Here is a 12,528-nt window from a genome sequence, read left to right as displayed (position 1 = left end):
GGGGAATCCTCCGGGGCCGTCAGGCGATCTCGTGGCGGAAGTCGGCGGGCCCGGGCCGTTCGTGACCGAGGGCCATGACGAGCAGCGGGGCCTCGTCGCCGCCCGTGAGCCCGAGCCGCTCGGCGTACGAGACGTTGTCGAAGCCCAGCGCCACGCCCGCGCCCAGGCCCAGGGCCGAGGCCGCCAGGTAGAAGCCCTGGGCGACGGCCCCGGCGGTGGCGACGGCGAGCCGGTAGCCCCGGTCGCCGACGGCGTCCAGGACGGCCGTGGTCCGCACGGTGGGCACCAGGACCGCCCCGGCCTGCTCCAGGTTGTAGTTGGCCAGGAAGTAGTTCTCCTGGAGGAAGGGGCCCTGCGGCCCGGTGACGACCGGCCGCAGGTCGCCGCGGTCGGGGTCGTACGCGTACGCGCCCTGCCCGGTCCCCTCCACGTGGTTGACGAAGGCGTAGAGCCGGGCGAGCCGGTGCTCCCCGGCCGGGTCGGTGTCGCCGGCCAGCCGGGTCCCGGCGCAGGCCGCCAGGACCGCCGACAGGTGCTCGGCGGACACCTTCCGGCGCGCGTCGAACCGGCCGAAGCTGGAACGCCGCTCCCGCAGGGCCCGGCGCACCCCGGTGTCCGGGAAGGCCGGTGCGGGCAGGGGGACCCGCACGCCCCCGTCGGCCGTGTCCGTGGGAGCCGTGTCCGTGAGGGCCGCGGCGGCGGCCAGCGCGTCCGGGGCGGGCCGGGCGGTGGCGCCCTCCAGGGTCGCCCGGTGCATCGCGCGCACCTGCGGGAAGCCGAGGAGGGTACGGGAGCGCTCGACGTCCCGGTGCCGGACGGCGGGCCGGTGGCGCGGGTCCGTGCGCAAGGCCTCCGGGAGGGCGGCTCCGGGGCGTACGGTCTCCGGGCGCGCGGCCTCCGCGACCGCCGCCCGGCCTCCGTCCCAGCGCAGCGGCACGACCGCGAACACCGCCTCCTCCTCGCCCTCCACCCCGAGCAGCCCGTTCAGGGCGGGCTCGTCGAACCACAGGGCGGGCGCGAGCCGCAGCCCCCGGGCGGCGGCCCAGATCCGCCAGGTCTGGGCCAGGGTGCCGAGGTCGGTGCAGACCACGTGGAAGCAGAAGCTGTTGTACTTGAAGGAGTTCTGCCAGTACTTGACGCCGAGGATCAGGTACTGGTCGGTGTCGAGGGCCCCGTCGGGCGCGTCCGGGCCCAGCGCCTCGCGGACCCGGTCCGTGACGTCGCCGGTCAGCAGCCGTTGCAGGGCGTGCCGCTGGACGTCGTAGTAGTGGAGGCCCGGGGTGAGGGGGCCGGAGGGGCCGGCCGCCCAGTGGACGCTCACCGGGTAGAGCCCGCCGCCGCCCGCCGTGCCGCGCGACCAGTTGGCGTGGTGGTAGTACGGCAGCCCGGCCAGATCGGTGTTGGCCTGGATCCCGAGACGGCGCCCGGTCAGGCCGTACGAGTCCTTCAGCATCGCGGACAGCAGTGGGAGGCCGAACCCGGGGTGGTCCCCGGGCTCGGGGCCCCCGTCGCCGGGCAGCAGGCCGGGCGCGATCGGGACGTCCGCGAGGTCCTCGGTGTCCGGCAGCGCGAACGCCTCGACGTCCGGGTAGTACTTGCCCCGGCGCGGGCCGTCGGCCCAGTTCACGACGTGGTCGGTGGGCTCCATCGGAACGCGGCCGCGGTGCAGGACGGCGTGCGCGTACTCATGCGCGTACCCCATGGGTTCCCCCCTTTCTCCGGGTTTCCCCGGGCGTCGGGCGCACTCGCCCGGTCGGATGGCCCTGGCCGATGGCCTTGGGTGACGGGGCGTCACGGGAAGGGATGCGGGCCGGGGTTGAGGTCGGCCCCGGTCAGGTCGTCCGGCCGCAGGCCCGCCTCGCGCAGCGCGGTGCGCGTCCGGGGCATGTGCCGGGCGCGCTGCCGCGTCCAGCCGAAGTCGAGCGGCAGCAGGCCCGGCACGAGCACCTTCACGGTGTGCAGTCCCAGGGCCCGCTGCTCGGGCGCGGTCTGGTCGACGACGACCACGTCGAACCCGGCGGCGGTCACGGCCTCCACCGCCACGAGCAGGTCGTCCCGCACGTCCGCCCCGATCCGCTCGGAGCCGGGCGGACGCAGAGCGGCCACGGACACGGGCTCGGGCGGCGCGGGCCTGCGGAGCAGGAAGTCGGCATGGCGGCCCATCTCCGGCACCGCGTAGACCAGCGGATGGTCGTGCAGGCTGGTGATCTTCCCGAAGTCCTCGGCCATGGCCCGGTATCCGGCCTCGTTCCGCTCGAACCGCTGGAGCAGCTGCACCGAGTCGGTGGCGATCTCGCACAGGGCCGCGGCGAGCGCCGCCTCCGGGTCCAGGGACGCCCCGGCCCCGAAGCACATCCGGGCCGGACCCCCGTCGAACCGCTCGGCGACCCCCGTCACCACGGGCACGGGGAAGGTGATCCGGGTGTCGAAGAACCTCGCCCGGTAGCCGTACAAGGCCATCCGGTCCACCATGATCCGGGTGCGCGGGTCGGTGCTGGTCGCCGGGTCGATCTCGGGGAGCGGCTGCCGTCCGTGCCAGGCGAGCAGGAAGGCGTCCCGCTCCAGGACCTCCATCAGACCGCCGAGCACGGCCTCCTCCAGGCTGCCCCCGGAGGAGCAGCCGTTGGAGCTCTCCTGGACGAACCGGTGCTCGATCCCCGGTTTGTGGTAGTACGCGAGCACCTCGGGCACGGCACGGGGGATCCCGTCCCGCAGCGACCAGCCCCACACCCACGGGACGGGACGGTCCGGGGCGAACGGCGGCACCCACGGGTTGGCCCGGTGGAACTCCTCCGTGTAGAGACCGGTCTCCCGGGGGTCGACGGCGGTCGGCCCCAGCTCGTCCAGGGACGCCGTCAGGGTGACGGCGCGGCCCCGCGCCCGCATCCCCGCGAAGCGCTCCAGGCCTTCCAGGACGCCGATCAGGGTGCTGGCGCGGTACGTGTCGGCGTGACCGCCCCAGAACGTCTCCCGCAGGTACTCCCCGGACCGGCTGGAGAAGCAGCCGACGGTGGCCGAGGTGGTCGGCGAGGTGACGTCGCACACCACCGACGAACCCACCGCGCCCCAGTGCGGGTTGGCGAACGCGTCCACCGGCAGGCCGTACGCCTCCACCGGCCGCACCCGCCCGGCGCCCGGGCGGTACGGGGGCGCGGGCCGCAGGACGAGGGCCGCCGCCTCCGCCGTCACCGGCTCCGGGACGCCGCAGCCGGGGCAGTCCGGCTCCGGCACCAGCGGGTGGTGCCGCACGGTCAGCCGCTCCAGGTCCACGAGCCACACGTCCGGGAAGGGGCCCCGGCCGTCCGGGGGAGCGGCGGTGAGCCCGGCGACCAGGGCGGCGACGGTCCGCGCCGCGAACGGCGTCCGGTGGGGCCAGGGCCCCGCCTCCCGGGTGCCGCCGCGCAGTTCGAGCCCTTCCCGCAGCCCCACCGAGCGCACGCCCTGCCAGCGGCGCTCCAGACAGACGCCGCAGCCGGGCCGGTCCGCCACGGGCCAGGGCCCGACCAGGACGTGCCCGCCGTACAGGTGGACGGGGAGCGAGGACCGCGCGGCGGCCCCCTCCCGCCGCACCCGGAAGGCGTCCCGTACGCCCAGCGCCGAGACCGCGAGGTCCGGGACCGGGCGGCCGGGCGCGGGCGGCAGGTCCGCCAGGGCGCCGCGGAGCTCCTCGGCGAAGAGGCGGCACGCCTCGCGCCGCGTTTCCCCGGCCCCGTCGACCGGGGCCTCGACGAGGTCAGCGGTCATCGCCGGCCGCCCTGGTGAGCAGGACCCGGACGGTGTGGATGCCGGCGGCGGGCAGGTCGGCGGCGTGCGTGGGCACGACGAGGGCGTCCCGGCCGGCGGCGGCGAGGCGTTCCAGCACGTCCGTCCAGGTCACGGCGGAGAGCGCGGGCGCGGGGCCGTCGGCCGTCACCGGGATCAGGGCCGCGTCGAGGTCCGCGAGGAGCGGGTCGCCGGTGTCGGGCGCGCCGTGGGCCCCCTCCGCGCCGAGGACCCCCTCCGCGGCGAGCTGGGCCGCGCCGAGCAGGTCGCGCAGGGCGTCGGTGGCCGCGTCGGACCGGTCCAGGGCGGCGCCGACGGCCCACCGGCCCGGCCCGTCCGCCCCCGTGTGCCCGTTCTTCCCGCCCTTCCCGTCCTGTTCCGTGGGCCGGGTCCTGGCGAGGACGACGGACACCCCGGTGCGCTCCTCCTCCCCGAGGTCGAGGAGTTCGACGTCCAGGCCCAGGTGCCCGGCGGAACGCAGCAGGAAGCGGGTCTCGGGGACCTCGTCGAACACGGCCGGGGGGATCACCGCCGTACGCCCCGCTCCCCGTACGGACCGCCGCAGCGCGTCGTGGGCGAGCGCGGACAGCAGACCGGCCGCCGAGGCCTCCGGCAGACCGGCGCCCGCGCCCGCCCCGGCGCGGGACGGCTCGAAGCGGCGGTCCGGGTTGTCCGGCCCGAAGGGGCGGACGGCGCCGGCCGGCACCCGGACCGGCTCCTTGGTCAGCAGCGACGTGGCCAGGACCCAGGAGGCGACCGGATCGCCACCGGCACCGGCGGCCGTGGTCAGCGCGTCCGGATCCACCCGGGGGGACGCCTCCCCGTGGCCCGACGGGGAGCCGGTCCCCACGGAGGCGGCGGGGACGGTGGGCACGACGTGCTCGGCGTACACCTCGGCGGCGGCGTCGAGCGCGCGCAGCCGGGCACCCGCCGTGTGCTGGACGTCGAAGGCGACGACGGTCCGCGTCCCGGCCGCGCCGAGGCCGACCTCCACGGCGCCGACCTTCAGCGGGGTCTGGGTCACCGGCTCGTCCGCGTACCGGGTGAAGACCCCGACGGACGGCCGGACCGCGAGCGAACGCCGGTCGAGGTCCGCGAGCGGCCCCTCGGTCGCGCCGTCCTCGGGGGCGGCGGCGACCACCGGCCGGAAGGCGGGCCGCCCGGCCGCCTCCGCGAGGTCGACGGGCCCGGCGGGGGCGGCCGGAGTCCGGCAGAGCGGGCAGCGCGGATGGGGCAGCAGCCGCTCCGCCAGTACGTCGAAGGAGGCCGTGTCCTGGAGCAGCACCTGCCCCCGCGTCTCGGCCGGCAGCGCCTCCGTGACCAGCCGGAACACCTCGTACCCGAGCAGGTTCCCGAGCATCGCGGCGAGCGGGCCGCGCGGTGCGGACGCGGAACTCCCCCGCGACGCCGGTCCGTTCAGGGCGAGGTCGCTCCACAGATCGGCCGCCACCGCCGCGTCCCCCGTCGCGCCGAGCCGCAGGGCCGCGCAGGCCACACAGCCCTCGGAGTCCGGCGTCCCGGCCGGCCCGACCACGACCCGTCCGCCGAACGTCCAGGCGGGGAGCAGGAGCCGGCCCTCCGGGACGCCCCGCCGCAGCAGGGCGACCGAGGTCCCGAACGCGTCGCGCCCGGCGGCGGCCACCACCACGTCGTACCCCGCGTACGCGTCCCAGCCGCCGGCCCCGCCGGACTCCGTGCCCGGCAGCACCGTCACCTCCGCCGGGCTGCCGCCGGCGGTGAGCTCCGCCGCCTCCGCCCGGAGCGCGCCGAACTCCGCCGCCGTGGCGGGCCCTTCGGCCGGGGCGGCCTCGACGCCGACGGAGGCGCAGCCGTTGCGGATCAGGGAGAGCGCGCACCAGCGGGCGACCGGACCGTCGCCGAGCACGGCGACGCGGGTGTTCCGGAAGGCGGCGAACCGGCTCTCGGCGCCGTCGACGTAGTGGTCGACGTACGCGATCTGCCGCGCGAAACGGGCCGCGACCGCCGGCTCCACGGACGCGTCCCCCTCGGCCGGGTCCGGCACGGGCCGGGCGAAGCCGCGGGCGTACAGCGCCTTGACCAGACTGCCCACCATCGCCTTCTGCGGCTCCTTGAAGCCCTCGCAGATCTCCGCCACGGTCCGGCTGCCGTCCAGGTGGGGGACGAGGAGGGTGGCGAAGCGGTAGGCGGACGGGGAGCCGACCTGGAAGCCGCCGTCGGCGTTGTGGAAGATCACGCCCTTGGGCGTCTCGGTGAACAGCACGTCGCGGCGCACCCTGGGGCGGGTGCCGGCGGTCTCCTCGTACGGCGTCGTGGGCATGCGGGGAACGCACCTCCGGGTCGGGGCCTTGTGGGCCGCGCGGGACTGAAAGGCGGGACGTACGGGGTCGCGGAGGACGGGGCGGGTGGCCGTTCTCCGAGGGCTGTGCGGCCTGAGCGGGTCAGGTGGCTCCCGACGGCAGCGCGTGCCGGGCCGTGGCGACGAGGGACTGCGGCGCGCCGCCGGGACGGCGGGACCGGTGCAGCGCGTGGGCGCGGAACAGCGGGTTCATGCGGAGGGCGCCGGGCTGGTCCTCCTCGATGAGCCCGGTGTCGAGGAGCCGTTCGAGCACCTCCTCGGCGTCCGTCTCGGGGACGGAGAGGGCCCCGGCCGCGTCCGGCGCGGTGATCCGCCCGTCGAGGCGCGCCAGCCGCAGGTGCGCGTCGGCGAGCGGGGCGGGCAGCCGGCGCAGGGCCCCGTCGAGGGCGAGCGGCACGGACATCCTCGGGTCGTCGGGCAGCGCGAGCCGGGCGGGCAGGTCGCGCAGCAGCCACGCGGAGTGGTCGGCCAGGCGCATCCTCGGCCGGGTGAGCAGCCGGGCCGCGACGATCCGCAGGGCCAGCGGCACGTGCCCGCAGGCCTCCGTGAGGGCGTGTGCGGCGGCGGTCTCGGCCGCCACCCGCTCCTGCCCCAGGACGGCGGTCAGGAGCGCGCGGGACTCCTGCGGCGACAGGGCGCCGAGCTGGACCACCGCGGGTCCGTGCGTGGCGACCAGGGCGGCCAGGCCCATGCGGCTGGTGACGACGACGGCGCCGCAGCCGGTCGCGTCCAGGAAGCGCCGTACCTGGTCCGGGTGCACGACGTCGTCGAGCACCACCAGGGACGAGCCGGGGGAGGCGCCGGAGGGGAGGAGCGCCCGCAGCTCCGCGGCGGCCTCGCCGGCCGGCCGGGGCGAGCCGTCGGACCCGCTCATCGGCAGCAGCGCGGCACCCGCCGGATAGCGGTCGGCCACCAGGTGCGCGGCGTGCAGGGCCAGCGCGGTCTTGCCCATGCCCGGCCCGCCCGAGACCACCGCGAGCACCGGGGCGGAGCCGCCCCGCGCGCCCTCGCCGAGGTGGTTGACCAGGGCGGCGGTCTCGTGGGTGCGGCCGGTGAAGCCGGGGACGTGGGGCAGGCGCGGTCCCGCGGTCTCCGGGCCGTCGGAGGGGGCGGGAGGAGAGGAGGGGGAGGAGGCCGACGCGGACGCGGGCGACGCGGGTGCGGGGAGTGCGGGTGGGGGCGCGGGTGATGCGGGTGCGAGCGGCGCCGACACGAGCGGCGCGGTGGCCGGAACGTGCCCCCGGGGTTCGTCGCCGCGCAGGATGGCCAGTTCCAGTTCTTGCAGTTCCGTGCCCGGGTCGACGCCGAGTTCGTCCCGGAGGTGCGCCCTGATCCTCCGGTACTCGGCCAGGGCCTCGTTCTGCCGTCCCACCCGGTAGAGCGCCCGCATGAGCTGGGCGGCGAGCCCCTCGTGCTGGGGGCGGGCCCGGGTGGCCTCCCACAGGTCGACCAGGACGTCGCGACATCGCCCCCGGGCGAGCTGGATCTCGCAGACCCGCTCCAGGACGCGTAACCGCTCCTCGACCAGCCGGGGCACCTCGTCGCGGTGCAGGAGCTCGGAGGGGACGTTGGTGAGGAGGGGGCCCCGCCACAGGTCGAGGGCCTGGCGCAGCAGGGGGAGTTCGGCCTCTCCCGCCCCCTCGGCCTCGGCGGTCAGACGGCGGAAGTGCAGCAGGTCCAGGCTCTCGTCGTCGGCGGGGAGGAGGTAGCCGCCGGCCACCGCGACCACCGCCCGGTCCTCGATGTCGTACTTGGCGAAGAGGCGGCGCAGCCGCAGGACGCAGCTCTGCAGGGCCGCCTTCGCCGTCGCCGGCTGCTCCTCGCCCCAGACGGCCTGCCGGAGGCGTGAGACCGGGACCACCTCGCCGGGGCGGACCAGGAGCGCCGCGAGGAGCGACGTCGGTTTGGCCGGTGGAAGGACCACCACGTCACGCCCGTCGGTGATGCTGAGCGGACCGAGCAACTGGAAACGCACCGAGTTCCCTCCGTTGACGGTTGAACCCCTGCCGGGCCTGCGTGCCACGGCGCTCCCGGGAGACGTGTCCCACGGCCGCGGGCAGGGCGGAGCGCCTGTGAAGCCGTCTTCACGCGTGGTTCGGCCGTGTGGCAGTGGTGAGTGTCTACCTGCGTAGATCGCACGGTCAAGGGGGGCCGTGAAATGCCGGAGGAGCACGGAGGGAGGAGGGCGCGGAGCGCGGGTCGGCAGCGTCACTGGTGGAGACGCCTTCACCCGTGGGCGGTCGAACTCGCTCGGCCTGTAAGCGACTTGACATCCGCGTGGTGTTTCCCGGGCGTTGCCGCGGTATTCACGCGGGCCGGGGAGGGGCGCGGCGGCATGCGGAACGCCCGGTCCGCGCGCGCCTCCTCACGGAGACGTGCGCGGACCGGGCGCCGGGGCCCCGACGGAGGTCAGGCGGAGCAGGAGGTGGTGCTGCAGGTGGAGCTGGAGGTCGAGGTGGAGCTGGTGCTGGTGCAGCCGGCCAGCACGACCTCGCTGGCGTCCGAGTAGTCCGAGATCTCGAACGTCTCGGCCTCGAGCTCGAGGATCTCGTCCGCGAGGGTGCTCAGGTCCTTGTTCATGGTGCCTCCCGATGAGTCAGGGCGGATCGCCGCGGCCGGTGACCTCGTGGGTACCGGTACGGAACCATTCCACCGCCCTCCGCTCACCACCGGCGCACTTTCCGCTGGCGGTCCGCTGGCACATCGCTGGCACTTCACCGGCACCCGGCGCGGAGCCGCCGCCGTCACCCCTCTCCGGAGGGCGATCTCCGTGTCAACCGCGGCGGATCCGCCGAGTTCACAAGGGTGAGGTCACACAGGTGAGGTCACACGGGTGAGTTCACAAGGGCGAGGTCACACGGGCGGCAGCAGATCGCTCTCGCTGATGGTGTACGTCAGCGGGGGATAGGCGAAGTCCGTCTCCCTGTTCTCGCGGCGCCGCAGGCCGTAGAACTCCTGCCTCTGCTCGTCGTCGGCCGCCGTGAGGCGCGCGCCCTGCGGGAGGCGCGCGTGTCCGTCGTGGAACCGGACGGAGGTCTTCGACGTTCTCAACGTCACGCCCAGCCATTCGTTGTCCGCCGCCCGTCCGGGCGCGTCCAGCACGATCTTGTGCCTGAGCCGCCGGTTCGTCTCGACGGAGAACGCGACGATTCCGTTGTGGACGAGGGGTATCTCGAACTTCCCGTCCCCGGGCTCCTTGGACCCGAACACCAGCTTTCTCGGCGGGCCCGCCCCGGGATTCCGGTAGCAGGAGAAGACGGCGATGAACGACTCGTCGGCCAGGTCGAGGGCCTGGTCGGAATGGCTGCCCATGGTCGTGTAGGCGTTGGTGTAGATCTCGACCAGGGCGTTGTTGAAGCCGACCGAAAGCGCCGCGCTTTCCTGAACCCGCCGCGCCAGCCGTTCGTGCACCGCCCGGAAACGCTGCGCCGGACCGCCGTACCGCGTGGTGGTGCGTACGAGAGGCACCCCGCCCGCCTCGTCGACCCTGGTGAGCACGGTGCCGCGCCGGCCCTTTCCCAGGTCTTCCAGGCGGGCCGACGCGGACAGCTCCGCGAAGAGGTCGACCTCGGGCGGCAGGACGCACGAGATGATCTCGTCGGGGATCCTAGACTCGGGGGGCAAGATAGTCTCCCGTGTTCATGCTGAAGAGGAATTCGTCGCCGTAATCGACGAAGGACGACGACTTGTTCTCCTCGGCGTACAGCCTGCGCAGCTCGTTCATGCCGGCCTCCGTGGGCGGCTCCAGCTCCACCGGACCACCGGCCGTTTCGAGGAACGTGCGACCGTCCTTGTGAACGGCTTCCGTGCTCGAACAGCGCACCACGTATCCCAGACGGGTCGGGAGCAGTGCGGCGTCCAGCGTCGAGGGCCGGATCTCGTGCGTGTACAGGCGGTTGGTGGACAGCGGCATGAGGAACACGGACCCGGGATGGAGGGTCAGGGTGAACTGCCGGGGAAGCGTGCCCCCGTCGAACTCCTCGGCCGACTCCTTGAGGCGCAAGCGAAGCCTGGTCAGCGCACTGACGCCCTTCACGCCGTAGTCGAAACCGTCTCCGCCGTCCTCGGCCAGGGGCCGCAGGTCGTCGAGCCGGTCGTAGAAGGTGCAGAAGGCCATGATGCCGTTGACGGGCATGTCCTTGGTCTTGTCGGCGTGGGACGAGATCTTGGCCTTGGACTGCTTGCGCTCTTCCGTGGCACGGGTGTTGTGGTAGGTCTGGGCGAGGACGTGGTTGAGCGGCGCCTGGTCCCGGAAGACGGCGGCGGCCTCGCGGTTCAGCGCCCCGACGATGTGCGTGTCGGTCGGACGGAAGTTCTCGGTCGGCCCCGAGAGGTTCGTGGAGCACCGGAGCAGGCTGAAACGCAGTGCGTCACCGTCCTGCGTGACGGGCGTCAGATAGATTCCGCTGCGGTGGGCCGTTCCGGGCTTGGTGGACTCCGTCAGGGACTGGAACGCGTGCTCCGCACGGATCCGTCCGAAGTGATCGGCGTCGAGTGCGAAGAAGCGGGGGTAGTACACGCCGACGCCGTGCACGCGGCGGGGAACCCGGCCGAGGCCGACGGGGATCCACGCTTCGTCGTCACCTTCGCGGTGACCGTGCGACAGCTCCCGGACGACGAAAACCCGCTCCGCGGCTTTCAGCCGGCCGCCGCTGATTCCGGACGTGTCGCCGCACAGGTAGACGGTCTTCCGCGCGAGGTCGAGCGAACCGGAGGCGAACTCCTCCGGTGTGACGACGGACCCGAAGAAGTCCCGGATCAGCTCGTCGCCCCGCAACGCCGAAGGCGCGACCAGGATGTTGTCCGCGTCCTCGATGCGGGCTTCTGCCCGTTCCTTCGTCGGTTCTGTCGGGCGCATCAGAAGGCACCTGCCGTTCGCGGATCTTGACGGGTTCCTCACCGCCGTGGGCATGGCAGCGGTCCGTCTGCTTTTGTCCGCACCGCGCGGTGCGGACAAAAGCAGACGGACCGTTGAGCCCCGATGCTCTCACGCGGCCCGACGGCGGGCAACGAGGTTCTGCCGTACGGGCGGACGGGGCGCGGACGAGCCGGTCCGCGGGTGCGTGCCCCGCCGGGTCAGTCGCGGGAGTTGCCGAACAGCAGGCGGTACGCGACCAGGAGGACGAACGACCCGGCGATGGCGGCGCCCCAGGTGGCGAGGTCGAAGAACTGGTTCTCTATCGGCCGGTCGAGGAACCGGGCGGAGAGCCAGCCGCCGAGGAAGGCGCCGGCGATGCCGATGAGGGTGGTGCCGATGAGGCCGCCCGGGTCACGGCCGGGCAGGAGGATCTTGGCGATGGCTCCGGCCAGGAGCCCGAGGACGATCCAGCTGATGATGCCCATGGGGTGGAGGCTGCCTTCCGTGCGGCGTCGAGGGGTGGTGTCCTGCGGGGGCGTCGGCTCAGGCGCGGGGCGCTTCGGGACCGGCGGGGCCCGCTGGGGGACGGGTGGTGTCACCCGGGGCGGGGTGGACGATCCCCGTGATCACGGTCGGCCCCTCGACCGTGGGCGGCGGTGTCGACTCGGCCTTCATCGCGGCGGCCTCGCTCTTGAGGACCCGGGCCGACTTGCCCAGGGAGCGGGCGAGGTCGGGGAGCTTCTTGGCGCCGAGGAGCAGGATGACGACGATGAGCAGGATGGCTGTTTCGCTGATGCCGAACATGGTGTCCGTGTCCTCTTCGGTGGGACGGGGGTGAGCGGGGGGCGAGGGAGGCGAAGGCGGTGGTGGGAAGGGTGACCGGGGGTCAGACGTTCACGCCGAAGCCGGCCGCGATGCCGGCCGGACCGGAGGCGTGGCCCTGCCCCACCGCGCGGAACTTCCACTCGGCACCGTGCCGGTAGGGCTCGCCGAAGACCATGGCCGTCTCGGTGATGGCGTCCTCGGAGGGGTCGTAGCGGGCGAGTTCGGCGCCGTCGGCCTGGTTCACGACCCGGATGAAGGCGTTGCGGACCTGGCCGAAGCTCTGGCCCCGGTTCGCGGCGTCGTGGACGGAGACCGGGAAGACGATCCGCTGGACGTCGGCGGGGACGGCGGACAGGCCGACCTTGATGCTCTCGTCGTCACCGTCACCGTCACCGTCACCCTCGCCAGTGAGGTTGTCGCCGGTGTGCTCGACCGAACCGTCGGGGCTGGTCAGATCGTTGTAGAAGATGAAGTGCCGGTCGGATAGGGCCTTGCCCGCCTCGTTCAGGAGCAGCGCGCTGGCGTCCAGGTCGTAGTCGGCGCCGGTGGTCGTCCGCACGTCCCAGCCCAGACCGACCACGACCGCGGTCAGCCCCGGGGCCTCCTTGCTCAGCGAGACGTTGCCGCCCTCGGCCGGACTCACACCCATGCCGCATCCCTTCGTACGGGACCGGGCCGGGCCCGGCCCCGGACCATCGAGTACCAGTACCAAGAAATCTACAGCAGTGTAGAAAATTACGGCATG

10 protein-coding genes are annotated in these 12,528 nt (G+C 74.2%); all 10 read right to left on the bottom strand.

The window, feature by feature from the left end; translation table 11 throughout:
- Positions 1–19: 19 nt before the first annotated feature.
- Positions 20–1,702, bottom strand: a complete 1,683-nt coding sequence (locus ACWGSR_RS17890) for a nitroreductase family protein (RefSeq protein ID WP_453567379.1) — start codon at positions 1,700–1,702, stop codon at positions 20–22.
- An 89-nt stretch (positions 1,703–1,791) separates the two neighbouring features.
- Complete coding sequence (locus ACWGSR_RS17885; protein WP_453567377.1) at positions 1,792–3,744, bottom strand: TOMM precursor leader peptide-binding protein; 1,953 nt, start codon at positions 3,742–3,744, stop codon at positions 1,792–1,794.
- On the bottom strand, positions 3,734–6,061 hold the full coding sequence (locus ACWGSR_RS17880) for a TOMM precursor leader peptide-binding protein (RefSeq protein WP_453567375.1): 2,328 nt from the start codon (positions 6,059–6,061) through the stop codon (positions 3,734–3,736). The genes ACWGSR_RS17885 and ACWGSR_RS17880 overlap by 11 nt, the downstream gene beginning before the upstream one ends.
- A gap of 121 nt (positions 6,062–6,182) precedes the next feature.
- On the bottom strand, positions 6,183–8,075 hold the full coding sequence (locus ACWGSR_RS17875; protein ID WP_453567373.1) for a BTAD domain-containing putative transcriptional regulator: 1,893 nt from the start codon (positions 8,073–8,075) through the stop codon (positions 6,183–6,185).
- Between the two features lie 434 nt (positions 8,076–8,509).
- On the bottom strand, positions 8,510–8,680 hold the full coding sequence (locus tag ACWGSR_RS17870; RefSeq protein WP_031128743.1) for a thiazolylpeptide-type bacteriocin: 171 nt from the start codon (positions 8,678–8,680) through the stop codon (positions 8,510–8,512).
- Between the two features lie 273 nt (positions 8,681–8,953).
- A complete protein-coding gene (locus ACWGSR_RS17865) occupies positions 8,954–9,724 on the bottom strand; it encodes an alpha-ketoglutarate-dependent dioxygenase AlkB (protein WP_453567371.1) in 771 nt (256 codons plus the stop codon).
- On the bottom strand, positions 9,708–10,958 hold the full coding sequence (locus tag ACWGSR_RS17860) for a hypothetical protein (RefSeq protein ID WP_453567369.1): 1,251 nt from the start codon (positions 10,956–10,958) through the stop codon (positions 9,708–9,710). Before ACWGSR_RS17860 ends, ACWGSR_RS17865 begins: the two co-directional genes overlap by 17 nt.
- Before the next feature lie 218 nt (positions 10,959–11,176).
- The gene (locus ACWGSR_RS17855; protein WP_376247318.1) at positions 11,177–11,443 is read right to left on the bottom strand and encodes a GlsB/YeaQ/YmgE family stress response membrane protein; all 267 of its coding nucleotides are present in this window, start codon (positions 11,441–11,443) and stop codon (positions 11,177–11,179) included.
- A 58-nt stretch (positions 11,444–11,501) separates the two neighbouring features.
- Positions 11,502–11,762, bottom strand: a complete 261-nt coding sequence (locus ACWGSR_RS17850; protein ID WP_376247315.1) for a twin-arginine translocase TatA/TatE family subunit — start codon at positions 11,760–11,762, stop codon at positions 11,502–11,504.
- 82 nt (positions 11,763–11,844) lie between these two features.
- The gene (locus tag ACWGSR_RS17845; RefSeq protein WP_453567366.1) at positions 11,845–12,432 is read right to left on the bottom strand and encodes a TerD family protein; all 588 of its coding nucleotides are present in this window, start codon (positions 12,430–12,432) and stop codon (positions 11,845–11,847) included.
- Positions 12,433–12,528: the final 96 nt, after the last annotated feature.

The sequence above is a fragment of the Streptomyces sp. NPDC055632 genome (genome assembly GCF_053618675.1).
Note: the sequence above shows the minus strand (reverse complement) of the source record. Positions and strands in the feature narration are given on the sequence as shown.